At 58.8% G+C, this 22,893-nt stretch carries 20 protein-coding genes; 5 read left to right on the top strand and 15 right to left on the bottom strand.

All coding sequences use genetic code 11. The annotated features are described in order from the left end of the window. Positions 1–44: 44 nt before the first annotated feature. From EPE01S_RS03520 to glsB, 4 genes are all read right to left on the bottom strand, one after another. Entirely contained in the window at positions 45–923 is an 879-nt protein-coding gene (locus EPE01S_RS03520) for an NAD(P)-dependent oxidoreductase (protein ID WP_062743216.1), read from the bottom strand. Positions 924–1,030: 107 nt separating this feature from the next. Next, positions 1,031–1,153 (bottom strand): hypothetical protein, encoded by a 123-nt coding sequence (locus EPE01S_RS23875; RefSeq protein ID WP_255210130.1) that lies wholly within the window; start codon positions 1,151–1,153, stop codon positions 1,031–1,033. Further along, complete coding sequence (locus EPE01S_RS23355) at positions 1,150–1,323, bottom strand: hypothetical protein (protein WP_157075987.1); 174 nt, start codon at positions 1,321–1,323, stop codon at positions 1,150–1,152. Before EPE01S_RS23355 ends, EPE01S_RS23875 begins: the two co-directional genes overlap by 4 nt. Positions 1,324–1,469: 146 nt before the next feature. After that, positions 1,470–2,393 carry a glutaminase B gene (gene glsB / locus EPE01S_RS03515; RefSeq protein ID WP_062743215.1) on the bottom strand — a complete coding sequence of 308 codons (924 nt, stop codon included), beginning with the start codon at positions 2,391–2,393 and terminating at the stop codon, positions 1,470–1,472. A gap of 284 nt (positions 2,394–2,677) precedes the next feature. Here glsB and EPE01S_RS03510 point away from each other — a divergent pair, with 284 nt between their 5' ends. Further along, on the top strand, positions 2,678–3,862 hold the full coding sequence (locus tag EPE01S_RS03510; RefSeq protein ID WP_062743214.1) for a sugar transporter: 1,185 nt from the start codon (positions 2,678–2,680) through the stop codon (positions 3,860–3,862). Between the two features lie 48 nt (positions 3,863–3,910). On the opposite strand, the gene rhaM is transcribed toward EPE01S_RS03510, so the two are convergent. The 4 genes from rhaM to rhaB are packed head-to-tail and all read right to left on the bottom strand — an operon-like array spanning position 3,911 to position 7,792. Next, positions 3,911–4,225: an L-rhamnose mutarotase gene (rhaM, locus tag EPE01S_RS03505; protein WP_062743213.1), complete on the bottom strand. Its 315-nt coding sequence runs from the start codon at positions 4,223–4,225 to the stop codon at positions 3,911–3,913. Continuing rightward, positions 4,215–5,057, bottom strand: coding sequence for a rhamnulose-1-phosphate aldolase (rhaD, locus tag EPE01S_RS03500; protein WP_062743212.1), 843 nt, complete (start codon positions 5,055–5,057; stop codon positions 4,215–4,217). Before rhaD ends, rhaM begins: the two co-directional genes overlap by 11 nt. 9 nt (positions 5,058–5,066) lie before the next feature. After that, positions 5,067–6,323, bottom strand: coding sequence for an L-rhamnose isomerase (locus tag EPE01S_RS03495; protein ID WP_062743211.1), 1,257 nt, complete (start codon positions 6,321–6,323; stop codon positions 5,067–5,069). Next, on the bottom strand, positions 6,320–7,792 hold the full coding sequence (gene rhaB / locus EPE01S_RS03490) for a rhamnulokinase (RefSeq protein WP_062743210.1): 1,473 nt from the start codon (positions 7,790–7,792) through the stop codon (positions 6,320–6,322). The genes EPE01S_RS03495 and rhaB overlap by 4 nt, the downstream gene beginning before the upstream one ends. A gap of 298 nt (positions 7,793–8,090) precedes the next feature. On the opposite strand from rhaB, the gene rhaS reads away from it, so the two are divergent. Both rhaS and rhaR read left to right on the top strand, forming a co-directional pair. Beyond that, a complete protein-coding gene (rhaS, locus tag EPE01S_RS03485; RefSeq protein ID WP_062743209.1) occupies positions 8,091–8,915 on the top strand; it encodes an HTH-type transcriptional activator RhaS in 825 nt (274 codons plus the stop codon). Positions 8,916–8,926: 11 nt separating this feature from the next. Next, positions 8,927–9,787 (top strand): HTH-type transcriptional activator RhaR, encoded by an 861-nt coding sequence (gene rhaR / locus EPE01S_RS03480; protein WP_072277394.1) that lies wholly within the window; start codon positions 8,927–8,929, stop codon positions 9,785–9,787. A gap of 62 nt (positions 9,788–9,849) precedes the next feature. Here rhaR and rhaT read toward each other — a convergent pair whose 3' ends face one another. Then, positions 9,850–10,884 (bottom strand): L-rhamnose/proton symporter RhaT, encoded by a 1,035-nt coding sequence (gene rhaT, locus EPE01S_RS03475; protein ID WP_062743207.1) that lies wholly within the window; start codon positions 10,882–10,884, stop codon positions 9,850–9,852. A gap of 381 nt (positions 10,885–11,265) precedes the next feature. On the opposite strand from rhaT, the gene aldA reads away from it, so the two are divergent. Together aldA and EPE01S_RS03465 are read left to right on the top strand one after the other, a co-directional pair. Further along, positions 11,266–12,705, top strand: a complete 1,440-nt coding sequence (gene aldA / locus EPE01S_RS03470) for an aldehyde dehydrogenase (protein WP_062743206.1) — start codon at positions 11,266–11,268, stop codon at positions 12,703–12,705. A gap of 151 nt (positions 12,706–12,856) precedes the next feature. Further along, positions 12,857–13,810: a sulfonate ABC transporter substrate-binding protein gene (locus tag EPE01S_RS03465; RefSeq protein WP_062743205.1), complete on the top strand. Its 954-nt coding sequence runs from the start codon at positions 12,857–12,859 to the stop codon at positions 13,808–13,810. A gap of 38 nt (positions 13,811–13,848) precedes the next feature. Here EPE01S_RS03465 and EPE01S_RS03460 read toward each other — a convergent pair whose 3' ends face one another. The 6 genes from EPE01S_RS03460 to guaD all read right to left on the bottom strand — a co-directional run bounded on the left by EPE01S_RS03460 (position 13,849) and on the right by guaD (position 22,854). Continuing rightward, a complete protein-coding gene (locus EPE01S_RS03460; protein WP_062743204.1) occupies positions 13,849–14,730 on the bottom strand; it encodes an extended-spectrum class A beta-lactamase ERP-1 in 882 nt (293 codons plus the stop codon). Positions 14,731–14,752: 22 nt separating this feature from the next. Next, positions 14,753–16,897: a peptidyl-dipeptidase Dcp gene (gene dcp, locus EPE01S_RS03455; RefSeq protein WP_062743203.1), complete on the bottom strand. Its 2,145-nt coding sequence runs from the start codon at positions 16,895–16,897 to the stop codon at positions 14,753–14,755. Between the two features lie 64 nt (positions 16,898–16,961). After that, the gene (gene xdhC / locus EPE01S_RS03450; RefSeq protein ID WP_062743202.1) at positions 16,962–17,735 is read right to left on the bottom strand and encodes a xanthine dehydrogenase accessory protein XdhC; all 774 of its coding nucleotides are present in this window, start codon (positions 17,733–17,735) and stop codon (positions 16,962–16,964) included. Then, positions 17,728–20,091 (bottom strand): xanthine dehydrogenase molybdopterin binding subunit, encoded by a 2,364-nt coding sequence (gene xdhB, locus EPE01S_RS03445; protein ID WP_062743201.1) that lies wholly within the window; start codon positions 20,089–20,091, stop codon positions 17,728–17,730. The genes xdhC and xdhB overlap by 8 nt, the downstream gene beginning before the upstream one ends. Then, positions 20,081–21,526 carry a xanthine dehydrogenase small subunit gene (gene xdhA, locus EPE01S_RS03440; RefSeq protein ID WP_062743200.1) on the bottom strand — a complete coding sequence of 482 codons (1,446 nt, stop codon included), beginning with the start codon at positions 21,524–21,526 and terminating at the stop codon, positions 20,081–20,083. Before xdhA ends, xdhB begins: the two co-directional genes overlap by 11 nt. Beyond that, on the bottom strand, positions 21,523–22,854 hold the full coding sequence (gene guaD, locus EPE01S_RS03435) for a guanine deaminase (protein ID WP_062743199.1): 1,332 nt from the start codon (positions 22,852–22,854) through the stop codon (positions 21,523–21,525). Before guaD ends, xdhA begins: the two co-directional genes overlap by 4 nt. Positions 22,855–22,893: the final 39 nt, after the last annotated feature.

Below are 22,893 nucleotides of genomic sequence, written 5' to 3'. Positions count from 1 at the left end.
TGATGATTTGCAGGGAATTATAAACCCTCCCTGCCCGTTTTCTTTTACGCTGTTTTATGCTGATCGTGCAGATAGCGATAGACAACCGACAGATCCTTGCTGCCGTATCCGGCATCAACCGCCCCCTGCCATTGCGTAGCGATGGTCTGCAGAACCGGCAGGGTACTGGCACCCGCAGCGTCCAGCGCCAGCCGCGCATCTTTCAACGCCCAGGTCAGCTGCATTTGCGGCGGGTACTCCCCGCTGGCGATCATGGCCAGTTTCCCTTTCACGTAGGGTGCAGCAAGCGGCCCGCCCTCCAGCACCTGCCAGAAATCATCGGGGGTAAATCCTAACTGCTGCGCCAGCCGGGTACTTTCCGCCACGCCCTGCATCACCGAAACCAGCCAGGCGTTAGCCACCAGTTTCATCTTCGACCCCGCCCCCGCCGCACCCAGCCACGTTGCTCTTTTGGCGATGGCAGCAAACACGGGGTCAATGGCGGTCGCACGCTGACGATCGCCGCTGGCCAGCACGAGGATCTGTGCCTGTTCAGCCGGGGCTTTGGTGCCGGAAACAGGCGCATCCAGCAGCACCACGTCCGGACGTTTCTCCTGCACGCTGTCGATAAGCTGTTGCGTGGCGTCAACGCCGATGGTTCCCATCTGGCACAGTACGGCGGAGGGCTTAAGATAAGGCAGAACCTGCGCGCAGGTGGATAAGGTGATCGGCCCGTCGGAGAGCATGACCAGAATCACCCCGGCATCGGCTACGGCCTCCCCGGCGGTGTCACACAATATCAGGCCATCAGGGAGCAGATCTTCACCGCGCTGACGCGTGCGGTTCCAGCCGTAAACCCGGAAGTTATTTTTGAGAAGATTGGCGGCAAAGGCGTGTCCCATCGCGCCCAGACCGAGCACGGCGACGGTAGGAAGTGAAGTCATGGGTGGTCTCCTGATGAAGGTTTATAAACACAACGCACAAAGCGTCGGCATCGCTTCACCAGGGTAGCCTAATATGAAGGGTGATAACAGCTTACCCTGCAAGGGGACTATTTTGTCGACGGCGTGTCATCGTAAGTGTAAAGCGCGGGAAGGGGCTGGGTAATGATGCTCATCGCTGTGACAGCGGCCAGTATGGCCGCAGCAATCACCAGAATTCGCAGGTTCATCATACTACTAATAAAGCCTCAATCTGCTGGGCCGGAGTAAAACGCAGCCGGTTACCGCTCATGGTCCAGACTTCGATGCACTGGGGTGTGGAGCGTATCATCGCCAGTTTAACCAGCATGCCAAACTGACGCAGTTGGTGATTCAGAGTGAGTTGCCGTGCCTGAATAGTCATTTTACCCTCTCAGATTATTCTGCTGTGCGAAAAAGTTATTTTTCTCCGCGAAATATTAGCAGTATGTGCTGACAGAATATTTGATCACGATCACTAATTAATAACGTTAGTTGACTATAAAAGGCCGTTACCCGGAGGGCCAACTCTCAGAAAATTGACCTTCCGATACGTTCTGCCAGCAGTTCCAGCGCCGCGGTACCGGCTAAAGAATTGCCTGACGGATCCAGCTCTGGTGACCAGACGGCAATGCTCATCTCTCCCGGGATCACGGCGATGATCCCTCCCCCTACCCCAGACTTGCCCGGCATCCCAACGCGCCACGCGAACTCCCCCGCGCCGTCATACATGCCGCTGGTGACCATCAGGGCATTGATCTGGCGGGTCTGCTTAGGCGTCAGCATCGCTTCATCCTGACCGGGTCCTTTACCGTGGTTGGCAAGATAGAGGAAACAGCGCGCCAGCTCGACGCAGCTCAGTGTCAGGGAGCAGTAATGGAAATAGGTTTGCAGCACCGTCGGAACATCGTTATCAAAATTACCGAAGGATTTCATCAGCCAGGCGATAGAGGCATTGCGCGCTGAATGATCAAACTCGGAACGCGCCACATGGCGGTCATAGGCAATTTCAGGTTCCTGAACCAGGCCTCTGACCACTTCCAGCATGCGCTGCCGGGGTGCCGTCAGTCGCGTTTCCAGCATATCGCACACCACCAGGGCCCCGGCGTTGATAAACGGGTTGCGCGGTTTCCCCTGTTCCAGCTCCAGCTGGACCAGAGAGTTGAACGGCTGGCCGGACGGCTCTTTGCCCACCCGCTGCCAGATTTCACTGTCCTGATAACGCGTCAGGGCCAGCGTTAGCGACAGCACCTTGGAAATGGACTGAATAGAAAAGCGTTCCTCTGCGTCCCCCGCCTGATAAACGGTGCCGTCGAGCATACAAACTGCGATGCCAAGCCGCTCAGCGGGCACATCCGCCAGCGCCGGGATGTAATCAGCCACCTTCCCCTTACCGATTAAGGGGCGTACCTGATCGAGGATCTCACTCAACAACGCATTGTCCAGAACACTCACGTTCACTTTTCCTCTGCCGCTGGCCTGATGGTTTCATTTCCAGCGCGATTCTGCGGCCTGACCGCAGCGGCGTCAATTATTGAAACGGAGAAGCGGTGGGAATTTTTACATTATGTTAACAACTGAAATATAGCGGCAGCATCACACCCGCTTAAATAAAAATTCTGATTTACAATTTTGTGGATTTTTTTATTTCATCTGGCGGATAAATAAAAGACAATATCCGGCGTTATTCTTTTACCTGATTTTCAGGTTAACATTCCCTCAACACGTCGTTAACTTCAATGCAATCAACTACTGTTTCCCGTAAGACCGCATGGCTACGCGTGGTTATGCTCGCTATTGGTGCGTTTATTTTTAATACCACGGAGTTTGTTCCGGTCGGCCTGCTTTCCGATATCGGCAGCAGTTTTTCCATGCCTACGGCACAGGTTGGCCTGATGCTGACCATTTATGCCTGGGTGGTGGCATTAATGTCGCTGCCGATGATGCTGCTGACGCGTAATATTGAACGCCGGCTATTGTTGATTGTGATATTTGTGCTGTTTATTGCCAGCCACGCACTCTCTTCCGTCGCCTGGGACTTCACCACATTAGTGGTGTCGCGCATCGGCATCGCCTTTTCCCATGCTGTTTTCTGGTCGATTACGGCATCACTGGCAATCCGCGTCGCCCCACCGGGGAAAAAGACCCAGGCGCTGAGTATGCTGGCGACCGGCACTGCGCTGGCGATGGTGCTCGGCCTGCCGATTGGTCGTATGATCGGCCAGCTGCTTGGCTGGCGCATCACCTTTGCCGTTATTGGCGCCGTGGCGCTGGTCACCATGCTGCTGCTGGTAAAGCTGCTGCCTAAGTTGCCCAGCGAACATACCGGCTCACTGAAAAGCGTGCCGATGCTGTTCCGTCGCCCAGCCCTGGTCGCGCTGTATATATTGATTGCCGTGACCGTGACCGCGCACTACACCGCTTACAGCTATATTGAGCCGTTTATTCAGAGCGTCGCCGCCCTGAGCGGTGGCTTCACCACGTTCCTGCTGCTCATATTCGGCGCGGCAGGGATTGTCGGCAGCGTGCTGTTCAGTATTTACGGCAATAAATATCCGGCGACCTTTTTACTCGGGGCGATTGCGCTGATTACCCTGTCGATGCTGTCGCTGTATTTATCCGCTACCCATACGCTGGCGATTTCCACCCTGTGCATTATCTGGGGAATGGCGATGATGATCATTGGCCTGGCGGTGCAGGTACGCGTGCTGGCGCTGGCGCCGGATGCGACGGATGTGGCGATGTCGCTGCTGTCGGGGATTTATAATATTGGTATCGGTGCAGGCGCGCTGTTAGGTAACCAGGTGAGTCTGCATCTGAATATGGCCAGCGTAGGCTATGTCGGCGGTGCCATCGGCACTCTGGCGTTGCTGTGGTGTGCGTGGAGTATGAAGCGGTATCCGCAGCTGCGGTTAAATGGTTAACGACCGGAAAGGGCCGATCGGTAATGCGATCGGCCCCCTGCTGTCACTTCAGTCCAGATAAAATACCGGGGTCAGCGCCTCACTCACCGGGCTGTGGTCCGCATTCGATGGCATCAGCTCGCTCATTGATTGCCACCATCGCTGGCACACCTCTGTATTCGCCACCGCATTCCAGCGCGCTTCTGACTCGATTTCCACGACGGCAAACAGCAGACTGCGTGATGCATCCAGAAAAATGCTGTAGTGGTGCGCGCCGTGCGCTTTCAGCGTCTCTGCCAGCTCAGGCCAGATCGGATTGTGCCGCTGCTGATACGCCTGATGCTTATCAGGATGAACCTGCATCACAAAAGCCTTACGCAGCATGGTTATGCTTCGCTTCCAGCGCGGCGCGCCAGGGTTTCACAGCAAAGCGCTCGCCGAGCGCGATCAGTTCATCCGTGGTAATACTCTGCCTCATGCCCCCCATCGACAGCACTTTTACCACCACTTCAGAGGACTTCTCAGCAGTATCAATCAGGCCAAAGGTTTCATCGAGCGTCGGCCCTGCGCCGAAAATGCCGTGGAACGGCCACATCACCAGCGAGTGTGACTGCATTTTTTCCGCGGTCGCGCGGCCGATACCGTCAGTGCCCGGTACCATCCACGGCACAATGCCGACGCCGTCCGGGAACACCACCAGACACTCGGTACTGCCCTCCCACAGCAGTCGGGTGAAACGGGCAGAGTCCAGCTCGACCACGTAGCTCAGCGCCATAAAATTCGTGGCATGGCAGTGCATAATCACGCGGTCTGCGCCGGCGGTCAGTTGCTTACGCACGCTGTGCGACTGGAAGTGTGAGGCCAGTTCCGACGTCGGTACGCCGCCGTTGGTCAGGCCCCAGTGAATGGTGAACGCCCGCCCGTCTTCACTGACGCGCAGCAACACGAGGCTGTCAGCCGGGTCCAGCTGCACGTTACGGAAAAATTTCCCTGAGCCGGTGACCAGGAACCAGTCATTGGCCAGCAGGGGCGCCGGCTGACTCAGCTCCAGGGTACGCGGATTGCGGTCAAAATCGGCGGCAAACGGCTGAACTTCTTCGTCCAGCAGGCGCAGTGAGACATTACCGCCATTGCGTTCGTCCCAGCCCTTCAGCCACATATCGGTGGTGGCTTTTACCATTCCCTGGACAAACCAGGCGTTGAGAATCTGATGCATAGGGTTACCTTAACGTTGGCTGAGGATCTGTTGTTCATACTGGCGGACGTCGCCTAACCAGCTGGCCCCGGCGGGCACGTCGTGGCGCAGGCACCAGGCCTCCCACACGGCCTGCCACGGCAGGGACTTTTGCTCTTCCAGCAGTGCCAGGCGTGCGGTGTAGTCGCCGTCATTTTCCAGCGCTTTCAGCGTATCAACCGGTTCAAGCAGTGCGCGCAGCAGGGCTTTTTTGGCGTTACGCGTGCCGATCACCCAGGCCGCAATGCGGTTGATTGAAGCATCGAAGAAGTCGAGACCAATATGTACTTTATCGAACAGGCGCTGACGCACGATTTCGCTGGCAATCGCCTGCGTTTCATCATCGAGCAGCACGACATGATCACTGTCCCAGCGCACCGGGCGGCTGACGTGCAGCAGCAGACGCGGCACGTAGAGCATGGCGGTGGAGATCTTATCGGAGATCACTTCGGTCGGATGGAAATGCCCGGCGTCCAGCGTCAGCGCCGTCTGGCGGCTGGCGGCATAACCTAAGCAAAACTCGTTGGAGCCGACGGTATAGCTTTCCGCGCCGATGCCGAACAGCTTGCTTTCTACCGCATCGATATGGTGTGCCGGATCCAGTTTTTCGCGGATCACCTCATCCAGAGAGTCCATCAGGCGCTGACGTGGGGCCAGGCGATCGACGGTCACATCTTTCATACCGTCCGGCACCCAGATATTCATCACCGAGGGCGATCCGAGCTGTTCACCAAACCAGGCAGATACCTTTCGGCTTGCCTGACAGTGTTCGATCCAGAACTGGCGGATCTCCGCATTACTGTGGGCCAGGGTAAAACCGTCAGCACTCAGCTCATGGGAAAAACAGCTGGGGTTGAAGTCCAGACCCAGCTGCCGGTCGCGAGCCCAAGCCACCCAGCCAGCAAAATGTTGCGGCTTGATTTCATTGCGTTTTACCGCCTGCTCGCTTTCCAGATAGATAGCGTGCAGGTTCAACCGTTTTGGCCCCGGGATCAGCGACATCGCCAGATCGAGATCGGCGCGCAGCTCTGCCACATTGCGCGCGCGACCGGGATAGTTACCGGTGGCCTGAATCCCGCCGGTGAGCGACCCCTGCGGATTTTCAAAACCGCGCACGTCATCGCCCTGCCAGCAGTGCATCGACACCGGTAGCTGGTCGAGTTGCGCCAGCGCGGCGTCCACGTCTACACCGATATCGGCAAAGCGCTGTTTCGCCAGGGCGAAAGCCTGTTCAATGGCCTGAGTCATATACAAAGCTCCTTTACAGAATGGGTCAGTGACTGAAAACGCGGCAGATTGTGGCGAAACACGTCACTGCCGTGAGAGTCATAACGGATAAGCGGGAAATGCTGTGCCAGCTGCTGGCGGAAAGTCGCGACATCGGCCACGGCACCGGCGGCGATCATCTGGCTGCCAACGTTACCGAGCGTGGACGCTTCAACCGGTCCGGCAAACACCGGGATGCCACAGGCGTCGGCGCACAGCTGGTTAAGAAACGGGTTCTGACAGCCGCCGCCGACAATATGCAGTTGGCTGAAACCTGCGCCCCGTACCTGTTCCAGCTCCTGCAATACCTGGCGGTAACAGAAGGCCAGACTGTCGAAGATGCAGCGGGCCAGCTCTGCCGGCGTTGAGGGTACCGGCATACGCTGCCCGGCACAGGCGTCCTGGATCTCACGCACCATGCTGGCGGGATTAATAAAGCGATCGTCGTTGGGGTTGATCAGCCAGCGGCAGGCGGGTTGCTGCTGTGCTTCTGCGATCAGCAGGCAGAGGTCGCTGACCGCCAGTTCGTCACACACGCGCTGCAGCAGCCACAGGCCCATAATATTCTTCAGCACCCGAAAGCGCCCTTCAGCCCCGCCTTCGTTGGTGATATTGGCTTCCAGTGCCGTCTGGCCGGTATACGGCTTCAGGCTCTCAAAGCCCATTAATGACCAGGTACCGGAACTGAGATAGACCGCATTATCGCTGGTCAGCGGCGTGGCCAGCACGGCACTGGCGGTATCATGGGTGGCGACGGCCACCACCGGGATGGCCCTGCCCGCCGGACTTTTCCAGACGCCTACGCGCCGGCCGGGTTGCGAGGGCTGACCAAACCAGGCCGGATCCGCCCCGCTCCAGCGCAGCAGCTCCGCATCCCATTCGCCGCTGCTGATGTTCAGCATCTGCGTCGTGGTGGCGTTGGTGTATTCCCAGTTGAGCACGCCGGTCAGCCGGTAATGAAGATAATCCGGGATCATCAGTGCGTGGGCGACCCGGTCTGTATCGGTCGAGGCATCACGGCACAGCGCCCGCAGCTGATACAGCGTATTAAACGGCAGAAACTGAATGCCGGTGCGCTGATAAATCTGCGCCTGACCCAGTTCACGGCAGGCCTGCGCCATCAGCCCGTGAGTGCGATCGTCACGGTATGCGACCGGCAGCCCCACCCGGTTTCCTTCTGCATCCAGCAGCACAAAATCCACCGCCCAGGTATCAATACCGATGCTTTCCGGCACGATGCCCTGCGCGTCAATGTTTTCCAGCGCGGCGATGATAAACCCTTCCAGGGCATCAATATCCCAGCACTGGCGATGCCCGACAGTGACCAACTGATTGACGCAACGACTGACTTCGCTGAGGACGACAGACCCGCTTGTTGAGTCGTGCTGCACCAGCATAACGCGGCCGCTGGACGCGCCAAGATCGATGGCAACAAAGTGACGAAGGCTCATGTAGTGGCTTCCTGATGATTCGATGTCACCAGTGTAAAAGAGCCTGTTTTCGCTACCTTCTTACTACTGCCAGCGGGACAGGTGGGCTGGCAGGATGGCAAAGATGAACGTGAAGTGAATCACAGTTTGGCATCTGCAACGCCGGCGACATCGATGTGATGCTGCCCGCATTTCTGACGCTTTCCGCCCTTTTCTTGAAAAATTCACCGGGATAGCGCATTTCCCGGTCAAAAATTCAAGGTGTCGCTTTTCGGTGCTGCGTAGACTCTGTTACCTGAATGTTAAAGAGGAAACGATCATGACCGTGCTGCACAGCGTTGATTTCTTCCCGACAGGGCATTTCCCGGTCGCTATTGAACCCCGCGCGCCTCAGGGCGTTTTTCCTGAACACTATCATGATGACTTTCATGAAATCGTCATCGTTGAGCAGGGGGCAGGCATTCATGTCTTTAACGGGCAGTCGCAGCCTTTATGCAGCGGCTGTGTCTGTTTTGTTCGCAGCCATGACCGTCATCTGTATGAGCAAACAGAGAATCTGTGCCTGACAAACGTGCTGTATCGCGGGCCGGAGTCGTTCCGCTTTCTGGCGGGGCTTCAGCATCTGCTGCCGCAGGAGCAGGACGGCCGCTACCCTTCCCACTGGCGCATCGGCAATAAGGTGTTGGCCCAGGCCAGGCAACTGATCGATCAGCTCGTGCAGCCGCCACTGAATGACAGCCTGGGAAGCCAGGCGGAACAGGAGATGCATTTCATGCGCCTGCTGGTCCTGCTGCGTCAGGGATGCAGCGCGGCGGACAGTGACGATCAGGACAGTCGCCTGCGTGGCCTGCTGGACTGGCTGGCGGATCACTACAGTGAGGACGTTGACTGGGAAGGCCTGGCTGACCGCTTTTCGCTTTCACTGCGCACGTTGCACCGTCAGTTAAAACAGCAGACCGGCAGCACGCCTCAGCGCTATCTAAATCGCCTGCGGCTGCTGGAAGCCCGCCATCTGCTGCGCCACAGTGAAATGCGCGTCACTGATATTGCGTTTCACTGTGGTTTTGGTGACAGCAATCACTTTTCTACGCTGTTCAAGCGTGAATTTGGTTGTTCTCCCCGTACACTGCGACAAAATGACTGATGAGGTGATCCGTGACTGCTCTCCTTCGGCTGGCAAAAGCTGACTATCTTCCGTCTGAACAGATGCCGGTTGCCGTGGCTGAACGCACCTCTCAACCCTCCTTCCCGCCTCACGTTCACGAATTCAATGAAATTGTGCTGGTATGGCGCGGGAATGGCCTGCATGTGATGAATGACCGCCCCTGGCTGGTCACCTGCGGCGACATCTTCTATCTGAATGCCGATGACTGCCACAGCTATGAGTCAGTCAATGAGCTGGCGCTGGATAATATTATTTACTGCCCGGAGCGCTTCCAGCTGAGTCTGGACTGGCAACAACTGCTGCCCCCGCCCGAGTCCGCCGCATGGCGGTTAACCACGCGGGGCATGGCGCTGGCACGCGGCGTGATCCAGCAGCTGGAACAGGAAAGTCGCAAAAGTGACGTGCTGTCGCGTCAACTGACGGAAGCGCTGTTTTTACAGCTGGCGCTGGTGTTGCAGCGGCATCGTTATGCGTCCGATCGCGCCTGGCAGATGCCGGAGGGGGAACAGCTCGATCTGCTGATGGCGGCCATTCAGGGGCAGATAGCGGTGCCTTTTGACCTCGCCACCTTCTGCGAGCAGCATCAGTTGGCCGAGCGGGCGCTAAAGCAGCTGTTTCGTCAGCAAACCGGGATGACCGTGGGGCATTATCTCCGCCAGCTGCAGCTGTGCCAGGCAAAGCACCTGCTGCGAACCAGTGACGATCTGATTGGCGAAGTGGCGTCCCGCTGCGGCTTTGATGACAGCAACTATTTTTCGGTGGTGTTCACCCGCGAGACCGGGATGACCCCCAGCGCATGGCGCCAGCAGTTTGTTCGCCCGCCATCCCCTGTCCGCCACGAAAAAGCCTGACACCCTGCATGCAAAAGGGCTGACCACCTGGCCAGCCCCTGACGATTACCCTGACGTCGGCGTCAGGAAACCATACCCAGCCCGACAATATTTGCCGCCAGGATAATGACAAAGCAGCCGACGCTCAGCACGCGTACCGGCTGACGCCCGACGTTGTTCCACTCTTTCAGTATCAACCCGACCAGCCCGCCACACAGCACGTAGAAGCTCATATGCAGCATCCAGCTGACGAAGTCGTACTGTGCCGGAATACGTGCATGGCCCCAGGCATAGAAGAAGAACTGCAGATACCACATGGTTCCGCCCAGCAGGGAGAGCGCGATGTTAGCCATCAGTACCGACTTCACCACGGAGAAGTCGGCCTTAACGGACAGGTCTGACCGGGTGGCCAGGCGGACAATACAGAAGCCGAGGTTGACCAGCGCACCCCCGCCCATGATCACGACATAACTTGGCAGAGCGACGTACAACGGGTCGATACCCAGTGCCGCAGCGGCCTCATGCATGGGTTTGGCCGCGTCCATGGCGAATGACATGCCGGCTGAGAAGATCCCACACATCACCGCCAGCACCAGCCCTTTTTTCAGATTGAACTCTTCTGCGGTGATACCCATGGCCCGCTCTTTTAACAGCCCGGCACGGGAGACAATCGCCACGCCCGCCAGAGCGACCAGCACCCCCAGCAGGGTCATCCGGCCCCCGGCAGAGCTGAACAGCTCGACGAAACGCCCCTGCAAAAGCGGGGTCATCAGCGTCCCTACCACCAGCGTGATACCGATGGCAATACCAATGCCCATCGACATACCGAGATAACGCATGGTCAGGCCATAGTTGATATTCCCGATCCCCCACATTGCGCCAAACAGGAAGACCGGCATCAGCTGGGCAAGGGTGAATGAACTGTAATAGGCCCAGAAGTTGGGCAGCAGGATCGCGCTGACCGCCCAGGGGAGCACGATCCACGACATGATCCCCCCCACTGACCACATGGTTTCCCACGACCAGTGGCGAACTTTTTTAAAGGGTGCGTAAAAGCAGGCGGCACTGGCGGCCCCGACCAGATGCCACAAAATACCGGAGACGATGGCTTCATTCATTTTTGTTTTCCTTCGTTGTTGTTTGCCCTGATGACGAAGGAGTCTACGGAGAATGCGTACCGTTCAACCTTACGCTGGCTGCCCCACTGGCCGTAAACCTGGCAAAATTCAGCGCCTTCCACCGACCACGATCACAAATCACCGATTTCAGCGCTGACCACCCGCCTTGCGCTGATTTTCGCTAAACCGCTCATATTCAACACTAAATCTTAAAAATGCCAGATGCGGCACGGGGTTCTTGCGGATTTTGCCAGCCAGCTCTCATTGATGGCAGCCAGATCAAGGTGATGGCGGCCCGACTGTTGCACCGTTTCAGGCCTGCAACAGCCTTTATGCTGTTCGTTAACAACCCTGTAAAAATCGTGTCACGGAGAAGCTGCCATGAACCCAGTTCAGCAACAGATGTACATCAACGGTGAATTTGTCGAAAACCGCGCCGATCGCTGGATCGAGGTGATCAACCCGGCGACGGAAGCCCTGCTGTCGCGTATTCCCGAAGGCAGTGCCGAAGATGCACAGCGGGCGATTGATGCTGCCGCGGCTGCCCAGCCCGGCTGGGAAGCGCTGCCCGCCATTGAGCGCGGTCACTGGCTGCAAAAAATCGCTCAGGGCGTGCGCCAGCGCGCCGCCGAACTGACGGCAGTAATTGTGGCGGAAGGCGGTAAAACGCAGGAGCTGGCCGAAACTGAGGTTTTTTTCACCGCTGACTACCTGGACTATATGGCAGGATGGGCGCGCCGCTACGAGGGCGAAATTGTCCAGAGCGACCGCCCGCAGGAAAACATCCTGGTCTTTAAGAAAGCCATCGGCGTGACCACCGGTATCCTGCCGTGGAACTTCCCGTTTTTCCTGATCGCCCGTAAGGCCGCCCCGGCCCTGCTGACCGGCAATACCATTGTGATAAAACCCAGTGAACTGACGCCGAACAACGCGATGATATTCGCACAGATTGTGCATGATGTCGGCCTGCCTGCGGGGGTATTCAACCTCGTGACGGGCTATGGCCCGGTGGTCGGCCATGAACTGGCGGCCAACCCAAACGTCGGCATGGTCAGCCTGACTGGCAGCGTGGGTGCCGGTGTTGCCACCATGCAGGCGGCGGCAAACAACATCACTAAAGTCTCGCTGGAGCTGGGGGGTAAAGCCCCGGCAATTATTATGAACGACGCTGACCTCGACCTCGCCGTCAGGGCGATTGTTGCCTCGCGCATGATCAACACCGGACAGGTGTGTAACTGCGCCGAACGTCTGTATGTTCAGGAGGGGGTGTATGACGACGTGGTTGAACGCCTGAGCGCGGCCTTTAAAAACGTCACCTGGGGTGACCCGGCGACGCAGAAAGGGCTGGATATGGGCCCGCTGATCACGGCGTCCGCCCTGCAGCGTGTAGAGCAGAAAGTGGCAGATGCGGTGGCTGCGGGGGCGACCATCGTCACCGGCGGCAGACGGGCCGGCACCACCGGTTTCTTCTTCGAACCGACGCTGCTCACCAACGTAACGCAGCAAATGGATATTATGCAGCACGAGACATTTGGCCCGGTTCTTCCGGTGATGAAATTCAGTACCCTGGATGAAGCCATCGCGCTGGCCAACGACAGCGACTACGGTCTGACCTCATCCATATTCACCTGTAACCTCAACACGGCCATGCTGGCGCTGAAACGACTAAAGTTTGGGGAAACCTACGTCAACCGCGAACATTTCGAGGCGATGCAGGGGTTCCATGCGGGCTGGCGTAAGTCCGGCATTGGCGGCGCTGACGGCCGGCACGGGCTGGAAGAGTATTTGCAGACTCACGTCGCCTATCTGCAGTATCAGTAAACACCTGTCGCACGGAGTGAGGCTTTCCTCACTCCGTGCGACAGACAAGCGCGTTATCCGCTCTGCGCATATCGTTATCAGAACTCCTCGTTAAGCCTCTTCCGGGCATTTTGTTATGTTTTCCCATCGCTCTTATCTCCCGGGAAATAACATGAAAAAAGCACGCTTAAGCGGTCTGATCGCCGCCATCGTTACTACGACCACCCTGTCGGCTGTGGCCGCAGAATCTGTGCCAAAAACCATTAACATCGGCTATCAAAAGGCCAATATTTTCGCCCTGCTGAAATACCGTGGCACCCTGGACGAAAAGTTTAAAAAACAGGGTATCGCTGTGCGCTGGGTAGAATTTCCCGCCGGGCCACAAATGCTGGAGGGCCTGAATGTGGGTAGCATCGATCTGGCGGCGACCGGAGATGCGCCGCCGGTCTTTGCCCAGGCCGCACAGGCTGATCTGGTCTATCTGGCACACTCCCCGGCCAACCCGAAGACTGAGGCCATTGTGGTGCCGGAAAACTCGCCCGTTAAAACCGTGGCCGACCTGAAAGGGAAGCGCGTAGCGCTGAATAAAGGTTCTGACGTGAACTACCTGCTGGTCAGCGCGCTGGAAGATGTCGGACTGAGCTACAGGGATATTACGCCGGTATACCTTCCGCCGGCGGATGCCCGCGCGGCGTTTCAGCGCGGTGCGGTGGATGCGTGGGTGATCTGGGACCCGTATTACGCCGAGGTGGAAACTCGCGCCAGCGCGCGCCTGGTCAGGAATGCGGAAGGCCTGGTACCGCACTACACGTTCTATCTTGCCAGCCGCAAGTTTGCCGACAGCTGGCCGCAGACGGCAAAGCAGGTGGTGGATGAGTTGGGTACCCTGAGCGACTGGGCCAATACTCACCCGGCGCAGGCGGCCGGGATCCTGTCTGCATCCACCGGCCTGCCACAGCCCATCTGGCAGCGGGCGCTGGCCAGAATGCCCTATGGTGCGGAGCGGATGACGCCGGAAGTATTCAAGCAGCAGCAGGCACTGGCCGATAAATTTACCCAGATTGGGCTGCTGCCTGTGAAAGTGAATGTCAGTTCAGCGACCTGGTCACTGGATAAATCACACTGATGGCGGGCCGTCCGGCTGAAGCGAGCGACCCTTATCGATCAGATAACAGATTTCAGTGCAATGGCGGCCGCTTTCGCCAGCACGTCCTGACGACTCTTCGCCTCCGGGGCATGCTGGGTAAAATAGATGGCCAGGATCAGCGGAGCCTTGCCCGGAGGCCAGAGGATGGCGACATCGTTGGTTGTGCCATAGCCCCCGCTGCCGGTCTTATCCCCGATTTCCCAGCCCGCAGGCAGCGCTGCGGCAATGGCGTTTTTCCCTGTGGTGTTCCCCTTCAGCCAGGCGATCAGCTGCTGCTGCTGTGCTGTCTGTAATCCCGACTTCACCAGCAACTGCTGCACGCTGTGCGACATGTGCAGCGGCGTGGTGGTGTCACGCGGATCGCCCGGGATCGCGGTATTCAGTGTCGGTTCATTACGATCGAGCTGCGTGACACTGTCACCTAAAGAGCGGGCCAGCCGGGTCACCGACGCGGGTCCCCCCAGCAGTGTCAACAGTACGTTGGCCGCCAGGTTATCACTGTACTGCAGCGCGGCTGCACACAGATCGCTGACGGTCATCCCCTGCGGATGCTTCGCCGTTACCGGCATATAGCTCAGGTGATCCGCAGGTGTCCAGTGCAGGGTTTGTTGCATCAGGGCGGGCTGTGACTCGCTGCGTTTTAAAACGGCAGCCACCAGCAGCAGTTTAAAGGTGCTGCACAGCGGAAAGCGTTCGTCACCGCGATAGCTCCACGCCTGCTGGCTGGCGCTGTCGATCAGAGACAGCCCGATACGGCCATTCACCTCCGTTTCCAGTGCGGCAAGCTGCCGCTGCAGCGAGTCACCTGCTGCAAATACGTTCAGTGGTGTCAGCGAGGCGGTCAGCGCCAGCGCCGCGCCCGCCACCAGAAGCTGGCGGCGTTGCAGTAAAATCGTCATAGAATTCCTTTCAGCGAAAAATTTATTTCAGGCCACGGTTGTGCAGCATCGGTTCAATCACCGGGTCGTGACCGCGCCAGTCGTGATAGAGCTGCTGCAGATCTTCACTGTTACCGCGCGACAGAATATTATCACGAAAACGCTGACCGTTTTCCCGCGTCAGGCCGCCGTGCTCCTCAAACCAGGTAAAGCCGTCGTCAGCCAGCATCTCGGTCCACAGATAGGCGTAATACCCGGCGGCATAGCCGTTCCCCCAGATATGCTGGAAATAGCTGGAGCGGTAGCGCGGCGGTACGGCCGCCAGACGGATGTGCTCTTTTTCCAGCGCGCTCTGCTCAAAGGCATCCACCTGCTGCAGCGGCTCTTCCTCGCGCAGGCTGTGCCAGTGCATATCGAGCAGTGCTGCCGCCAGCAGTTCGCTCATGTCATAGCCTTTGTTAAAGGTGCTGGCACGCAGCATTTTATCGCGCAGTGCCGCAGGCATCGGCTCCCCGCTCTGGTAATGACGGGCAAAATGGTTGAACACCTGAGGATAACTGGCCCAGTGCTCGTTAAACTGTGACGGGAATTCGACAAAGTCGCGTGGGGTTTCGGTGCCGGAGAGACTGGGATAGCGCTGGTCGGCGAACATACCGTGCAGCGCATGGCCGAACTCATGGAACATGGTGATCACATCGTCCCAGGAGAGCAGCGCAGGCTGCCCGGCGACGGGTTTGCTGAAGTTGGCCACGTTGTAGATCACCGGCCGGGTGCCCAGCAGCGTTGACTGCTCAACAAAGTTGCCCATCCAGGCTCCGCCACCTTTGTTATCACGCTTAAACCAGTCGGCGTAGAACAGCGCCAGCGGGCTGCCGTCCTTATCCAGCACTTCATACACCTTCACATCCGGGTGATATACCGGCAGATCCGGCCGCGGTTTAAAGGTAATGCCGTACAGCTGTGTAGCCGCATAAAACACGCCGTTTTCCAGCACGTTATTCAGCTCAAAGAAGGGTTTGATCTGCGATTCATCCAGATCGTACTTCGCCCGTCGCACCTGTTCAGCATAGAAAAGCCAGTCCCAGGGTTGCAGCGTAAACCCGCCCTTCTGCTGATCAATTACCCCCTGAATATCCCCCGCTTCACGCTCTGCCCGGGCGGTAGCCGCCGGTACAATCTGGCGCATAAAATCAAGGGCGGCCTCGGGGGTTTTCGCCATCTGATCCTGCAATTTCCAGGCGGCGTAACTGTCAAAGCCCAGCAGTTTTGCCTGCTTTGCGCGCACCTGCGCCAGTCGCGCAATCAGTTCCCGGGTATCATTACCGTCCCCTTTTTCAGCACGGGTCCAGCTGGCGGTAAACAGTTTTTCACGCGCGCTGCGGTCGCTCATTGTCTGCAGATCGGGTTGCTGGGTGGTGTTCTGCAAGGCCAGCAGCCACTGATTTTTCAGGCCGCGAGCCTCGGCCGCCCCGGCAGCGGCGGCGATATCCGCTTCGCTCAAACCGGCCAGTGACTGCGCATCGGTAAACAGCACGCCGCCGGCTTTGGTGGCGGCCAGCAGGCGATTGGTAAAGCGGGTGCCGAGCGTGGCTGACTCCTGGTTCAGGGCTTTCAGCTCGGTTTTCTCTGTCTCACTCAGGCGCGCACCGTCGAGGACAAACGCCTGCCAGGTCACTTCCACCAGGCGCAGCGATTCCGCGTCGAGGCCTGACTGCTGACGCTGCTGATACACCTTATCCAGCCGGGCAAACAGCCTGCCGTTCAGTTTAATATCATCGTCCAGCGCGGCCAGCTTCGGTGACATCTCCTCATCCAGCGCCTGCAGTTCATCGCTGGTGTTGGCCGCGGTCATGGCGCTGAAGACGTTATTCACCCGCCGCAGGCTCTGTCCGCTCTGCTCCAGCGCCTGGAAGGTGTTTTCAAAAGTCGGCGCGGCGGGGTTATCCGCGATGCGGGCAATTTCTTCTCGCTTCTGCGCCATGGCCGCCATCAGTGCCGGACGATAATCCCCGGCAGAGATACGGTCGAAAGGCGGAGCCTGGAAAGGCAGTGAACTGGCGTGACTGAAGGGATTACTCTGCTGCGATGCCATGTGGCGACTCTCCTTTTGCGACTCTGCCGCCAGCGCGGTTTGTGCGCTGGCGGTCAGGGCCAGACTGATAGCCCAGACTAACGGTGCGATCCTCATTTCTTTGCTCCCATTCCATGTAGCTGAACTCTCAGCATAATCGTCAGAGCACGGTCGTGCAAAATCATTGCCGCCGTTGATAACAGGCCACGATCTCCCCGGCGACCGCGACGGCGATTTCAGCGGGCAGCTTGCCCTTCACTTCCGCCAGACCAATCGGGCAGTGCAGGCGATCCATCTGCCCGCGGCTGAAGCCTTTCCCCTCCAGACGGTATTCAAAGCGCTGGCGCTTGGTCGCCGAACCGATCATGCCGACATAAACCGCATCGTCACGGCGCAGAATGGCCTCGCACAGCTGCTGGTCACGCGGATGGTGATGCGTCATCACCACATAGTAACTGCCTGCCGGCATCTGCCTCACCTGGTCTGTCGGATCCTCCAGGCAGCAGACAGTGACGCCTGGAGGCACATGTGAAAACTGTTCCGCCCGCTCATCGACCCAGGATATGTGACAGGGTAACGTAGCCAGAATGTTCACCAGCGCCTGGCCGACATGTCCGGCACCAAAGACAGCGATCTGGGGCTGCGGCTGGATTAGTGGTTCGAACAGGACGCTGCACACCCCGCCGCAGCACTGCCCGAGGCGGGCACCCAGGTTGAACTGTTCGCTGCGCGTCTGTGACTCACCGTTAAGTAACATGTCGCGCGCAATGGCCACCGACTGATGCTCCAGATGGCCGCCGCCGATGGTCAGCCAGGTCGTAGTGGCCGCCACCACCATCTTGCTGCCGCGATCGCGCGGCACGGATCCGCGATCGTCCAGCACCGTCAGCAGCACGCAGGGCTCGCCACGATCGCGCAGGTTGGCCAGAATAGTGATCCAGTCATCGCTACGCATGACCGCCTCCCGCACGCTGTTTCTCTGCGCCCCAGAACACCCGCTCCGGCGTAGCGGGCGCATCCAGCAGCGGGTGCTGACGATAGCCGCCAACGCTGGCCACCGCATCCTGTAACGCACACCAGACTGAAATGCCCAGCATAAATGGTGGTTCACCCACCGCCTTGGAATGGAACACCGTGTCCTTTGGATTTTTTCGATTTTCGACCAGCGTGACCCGCAGATCGTGCGGCACATCCCCAATGGCCGGGATTTTATAGCTGGCCGGGCCGTCGGTCAGCAGCCGTCCCTGACCATTCCATACCAGTTCTTCCGTGGTCAGCCAGCCCATGCCCTGCACAAAGCCCCCCTCCACCTGTCCGGTATCAATCGCCGGGTTGAGAGACGCGCCGACGTCGTGCAGGATGTCCGCGCGCAGCAGGCGATACTCGCCGGTCAGGCTGTCGATCAGCACCTCCGCGCAGGCCGCGCCAAAGGCAAAGTAATAGAACGGTTCGCCGCGACCGGCCAGGCGGTCATAGTGGATGCCCGGCACGCGGTAATATCCGGTGGCCGACAGCGGTACCTGATTCAGCCAGGCCAGCTGCGCCACCTCCGCAAAGCTGAAATAGTTTTCGCCAGCCTGTATCACCCCGTTGCTGAAGCGAACCTGTTCCGCTTCGCAGCCGTGCAGCCTGCACAGCATCGCGACCAGACGGTCGCGCAGGATCTCTGCCGCGTTCTGTGCCGCTTTACCGTTGAGATCGGTGCCGCTGGAGGCCGCCGTCGGAGACGTATTGGGCACTTTGCCGGTATCAGTGGCGGTGATCTGAATACTGCCGATGTCAATTTGCAGCACTTCCGCCACAATCTGCGCCACTTTGGTATTCAGCCCCTGGCCCATCTCCGTACCACCGTGGTTTAACTGTACCGTGCCATCGGTGTAAATCAGGATCAGCGCGCCCGCCTGGTTGAGAAAACTGGAGGTAAAAGAGATGCCAAATTTTACCGGGGTCAGTGCCAGGCCGCGTTTCATTACCGGGCTGGCCGCGTTAAACGCGGTGATCTCCGCCCGTCGTGCGGCATAGTCTGCGCTCTGCTCAAGCTGTGCGGTCATCTCATCCAGCAGGTTAACCTGTACCCTCTGATGATAATGGGTGACGTTGCGCGTCTCTTTGCCGTAGTAATTACGTTTGCGCACCGTCAGCGGGTCAAGGCCCAGTTCGCGGGCGATATGATCCATAATCTGCTCTATCGCCACCATGCCCTGCGGACCACCAAAGCCGCGATAGGCAGTATTGGAGGCCGTATTGGTGCGACAGCGGTAGCCCGTGATCAGCGCATCACCAAGATAATAGGCATTATCGGCGTGGAACATCGCGCGATCGACAATCGATCCGGAAAGATCCAGTGAATAGCCGCAGTTACCCGCCAGGTCAATCCTGACCCCGCTAAAACGTCCGTCGTCATCCACGCCGACGTCATAACGGACAAAAAAGGGATGCCGCTTACCGGTGGTCAGCATGTCATCGCGCCGTGACAGACGCATTTTAGCCGGGCGGCCGGTCAGGCGTGCCGCCAGTGCGCACAGACAGGCAACCCCTGCCGCCTGGGTTTCTTTACCGCCAAATCCTCCGCCCATACGGCGCATATCAATGGTGACCTTGTTCATCGTCAGGCCCATCACCGACGCCACCAGCTTTTGCACCTCGGTCGGATTTTGCGTGGACGAGTATACCTGGAGAACGCGATCCTCTCCCGGCACCACCAGCGCCACCTGTGTTTCCAGATAGAAGTGTTCCTGACCGCCGATATGAAACTGCCCGCGCAGGCGGTGCCGTGCCCTGTTTAACGCCGCATCCACATCTCCACGCTGGTGCACGTGCGGCTGCTGAACAAAGCTGCCCTGAGCCAGAGCCTGCTCCACATCCAGGATCGGGGTCAGCGGCTGAAAGGTTATCACTGCCAGTGCGGCGGCCTTACGGGCCGCCTGTTCACTCTCTGCCGCCACCACCAGCACCATCTGCCCGACGTATTCCACGATCTCTTTTGCCATCAGCGGATCGCCAGGTTCCAGCGGCCCGATATCCAGCTCGCCGGGCACGTCCTGCCAGGTCAGCACCTGAACCACGCCCGGAACGCGATAACAGGGCGCAACGTCAATGCTGAGAATGCGCGCATGGGCATGTTCGCTGAGCCGGGGCCAGAGGTGCAGCATCCCCGGCATCTCAAAACGGTCATCAATATAGCGGGCCTCGCCGCTAACGTGCATCGCAGCGCTGTCGTGACGGAGACTTTTGCCCACGCCGTCGTGAGCGTGCTGGTGAAACTGGTGCGCCAGTGCGTCCGGCATGACGGCCGGGGGTTTATGGGACATAGTCAGAGACCTCCGTCAGGATCAGTTCACCGCTCAGTGAGGCGTGATAACGCCGCAGCAGGTTTTTTGCCAGCTGCAGTCGATAGGCTGCACTGGCGCGAAAATCACTCAGGGGCTGGAAATCCTCTGACAGGGCGCGGCAGGCGTTCTCAACCGTCGCGGCGGTCAGCGGCTGCCCCAGCAGTTGCTGTTCACAGTGAAAGGCGCGCCGGGGAGTTTCCGCCATACCGCCAAAAGCGATACGCACGCGGCTCACACAGCCGCTGTCATCGGTGGCCAGCGTAAAGGCGGCAAAGACCGCTGAGATATCATCCTCCCGTCGTTTTGATACCTTCCAGGCGCGGAAATGCTCTTCCGTTGCGCTATGGGGGATCACCACCGCCCGGATAAACTCGCCCTCACGCAGTGCCGTTTTGCGGTAGCTGAGGAAAAAATCCGCCAGCGGCAGGCGACGCTGCTGGTCGCCCTGCTGCAGGATCAGGGAGGCATCCAGCGCCAGCAGCATCGGCGGCATATCACCAATCGGGGAGGCGTTACCGATGTTGCCCCCCAGCGTGCCGAGGTTACGGATCTGCTGCGAGGCAAACCGCGCCAGGATCTGCGTCAGCGCCGGGATCGCTTCGCCCAGCCACTGCCAGCATGCGCTCAGGGACACCCCCGCGCCGATTACCCTCTCGTCATCATGGATGACGCACTGCTTCAGTTCAGCGATCTGGTCAACAGCGATCAACAGCGGCAGGGTTTCGCCGCGTTGTGTAACCTGCAGCGCGAGGTCGGTGCCGCCAGCCAGCAGCGTAGCCCCGGGGTGCGCGAGCAACGCCTCACTGAGCTGTTTGATGGTTTTCGGCAGCAGGCAGCGATTGCCCTGCCAGCGGAGTTCCTGCATCTCCGGGGTCTGCAGTTGCAGCAGTTGCGCCACGGTGGCCGCCTCCTGCTGCTGAAAACTGTCCGTCCCCGCTGCAGCGCAGGCCTGACGGGCGGCGTCGACAATCGGCCGATAGCCGGTACAGCGACAGAGGTTACCGGCCAGTGCCTGCTCGATTTGACGGGGTTCCGCCCCGCCGCCGTTTTTTTGCAGGGTAAAAATCGACATCACGAATCCGGGAGTACAGAAGCCACACTGTGAGGCATGGCAGTCCACCATCGCCTGCTGTGCGCTGTGCAGCCCCGCCGGCTGGCGCAGATCTTCCACGCTGATTAGCTGCTTTCCCTGCAAATGGCTGACAAAAGTCAGGCAGCTGTTAACCGTCTGGTAGCGCATCTGCCCCGCCTCCACGTGACCCAGCGTCACGGTGCAGGCTCCGCAGTCGCCGGAGGCACAGCCCTCTTTCGTGCCACAGCGTCGCTGATGCTGACGCAGATAGTTCAGCACCGTCGTATTCGGGTCGATATCGTGCTCGCTGACCAGGCGCTGGTTAAGTAAGAACTGGATCATGCGGCCTGCTCCTTTTCGTCACGCTGCCATACGCAGCGACCGTTGACCCAGGTGGCGGCAATATTGCGATCATCGCCCAGGGTCATCAGCACAAACAGTTGCTCCCAGATATCGCGGCTGTTGGCGTGACGCATCTGCTGCAGCGGCGAGACCGCCGGATCGAGCATCACAAAATCCGCCTCTTTACCCGGCATGAAATTACCAATCTTTCTATCCAGATCCAGGGCTCTCGCCCCCCCCAGCGTGGCATGGTAAAACGCCTCACACGCGGAGAGCTTATAGCGCTGAAGCTGGCCCACTTTGTACGCCTCGCCCATTGTCTGCAGCAGATTAAACGTCGTACCTGCCCCGACGTCGGTGCCGATCCCCATTTTGACCCCTTTATGCCAGCAGGTATTCAGGTCGAACAGGCCGCTGCCGAGAAACAGGTTCGACGTCGGACAGAAAGCCACCGCCGATCCGGTCTGGTGCAGACAGTCCCACTCGCTGTCATCCAGATGCAGGCAGTGGGCGAACACGCTGCGGTCTCCGGTCAGCTGATACTGATGATACACATCCAGGTAACTGCTGTTGTCGGGAAACAGGGTTTTTACCCACGCCACCTCCTGGGGATTTTCGCTGAGATGCGTATGCAGCCAGGTGTCCGGGAATTCCTGGCGAAGCTGCTGCACTTTGGCCAGCAGGGCCGGTGAGGACGTCGGAGCAAAACGCGGCGTCAGTGCATAGCCTAAACGTCCGTGGCGGTGCCAGCGCTCAATCAGTTCCCGGGTCTGCCGGTAGCTCTGCTCCGGCGTTTCCATCAGGGCATCCGGGCCATTGCGATCCATCATCACTTTCCCGGCAATCAGCCGCATTTCCAGCGCCGATGCGGCGGTAAACAGGGCGTCGACAGACTGCGGATGGACGGTGCCAAAGACCAGTGCGGTCGTGGTGCCGTTACTCAGTAGCTGCTGCAGAAAGAAGTCTGACATGCGGGCGGCGTGCTGCGGACAGTGATACTGGCTTTCCACCGGGAAGGTGTACTGATCCAGCCACTCCAGCAACTGTTCGCCAAAGGCACCGATCATTTCGGTTTGCGGATAATGGATGTGCGTGTCGACAAAGCCCGGCACAATCAGCCGGTCACGGCAGTCCAGCAATGTCCTGCCGTCCTGTAGCAGATGACGGCCCTCCTCCCAGTCCCACAACCCGACGACCGTACCGCCGTCCAGCAGTAGCAGGCCGTTATCAAGATAGCGTGCCGCCTCGGGCAACTGCTGCGGTTCATCCACCGTTCGGGTGATATCAAAAAATCGGGCGCGAATGGCCTGGGTATAGTGCTGTGTCATAGCTGTTCCTTAAAAGCAGGCCGCGATGCGGGTCGGCAG

The sequence above is a fragment of the Erwinia persicina NBRC 102418 genome (genome assembly GCF_001571305.1).
In the GTDB taxonomy this organism is placed as follows: Bacteria; Pseudomonadota; Gammaproteobacteria; order Enterobacterales; family Enterobacteriaceae; genus Erwinia; species Erwinia persicina.
This window is presented reverse-complemented; position numbering and strand designations above follow the sequence as displayed.

Bases quoted from the DNA above. Each gene is read 5' to 3' on its own strand.
- EPE01S_RS03520 (WP_062743216.1), bottom strand. From the start codon at position 923: ATGACTTCACTTCCTACCGTCGCCGTGCTCGGTCTGGGCGCGATGGGA.
- EPE01S_RS23875 (WP_255210130.1), bottom strand. From the start codon at position 1,153: ATGATGAACCTGCGAATTCTGGTGATTGCTGCGGCCATACTGGCCGCT.
- EPE01S_RS23355 (WP_157075987.1), bottom strand. From the start codon at position 1,323: ATGACTATTCAGGCACGGCAACTCACTCTGAATCACCAACTGCGTCAG.
- EPE01S_RS03510 (WP_062743214.1), top strand. From the start codon at position 2,678: ATGCAATCAACTACTGTTTCCCGTAAGACCGCATGGCTACGCGTGGTT.
- rhaM (WP_062743213.1), bottom strand. From the start codon at position 4,225: ATGCTGCGTAAGGCTTTTGTGATGCAGGTTCATCCTGATAAGCATCAG.
- rhaD (WP_062743212.1), bottom strand. From the start codon at position 5,057: ATGCATCAGATTCTCAACGCCTGGTTTGTCCAGGGAATGGTAAAAGCC.
- EPE01S_RS03495 (WP_062743211.1), bottom strand. From the start codon at position 6,323: ATGACTCAGGCCATTGAACAGGCTTTCGCCCTGGCGAAACAGCGCTTT.
- rhaB (WP_062743210.1), bottom strand. From the start codon at position 7,792: ATGAGCCTTCGTCACTTTGTTGCCATCGATCTTGGCGCGTCCAGCGGC.
- rhaS (WP_062743209.1), top strand. From the start codon at position 8,091: ATGACCGTGCTGCACAGCGTTGATTTCTTCCCGACAGGGCATTTCCCG.
- rhaT (WP_062743207.1), bottom strand. From the start codon at position 10,884: ATGAATGAAGCCATCGTCTCCGGTATTTTGTGGCATCTGGTCGGGGCC.
- aldA (WP_062743206.1), top strand. From the start codon at position 11,266: ATGAACCCAGTTCAGCAACAGATGTACATCAACGGTGAATTTGTCGAA.
- EPE01S_RS03465 (WP_062743205.1), top strand. From the start codon at position 12,857: ATGAAAAAAGCACGCTTAAGCGGTCTGATCGCCGCCATCGTTACTACG.
- EPE01S_RS03460 (WP_062743204.1), bottom strand. From the start codon at position 14,730: ATGACGATTTTACTGCAACGCCGCCAGCTTCTGGTGGCGGGCGCGGCG.
- dcp (WP_062743203.1), bottom strand. From the start codon at position 16,897: ATGAGGATCGCACCGTTAGTCTGGGCTATCAGTCTGGCCCTGACCGCC.
- xdhC (WP_062743202.1), bottom strand. From the start codon at position 17,735: ATGCGTAGCGATGACTGGATCACTATTCTGGCCAACCTGCGCGATCGT.
- xdhB (WP_062743201.1), bottom strand. From the start codon at position 20,091: ATGTCCCATAAACCCCCGGCCGTCATGCCGGACGCACTGGCGCACCAG.
- xdhA (WP_062743200.1), bottom strand. From the start codon at position 21,526: ATGATCCAGTTCTTACTTAACCAGCGCCTGGTCAGCGAGCACGATATC.
- guaD (WP_062743199.1), bottom strand. From the start codon at position 22,854: ATGACACAGCACTATACCCAGGCCATTCGCGCCCGATTTTTTGATATC.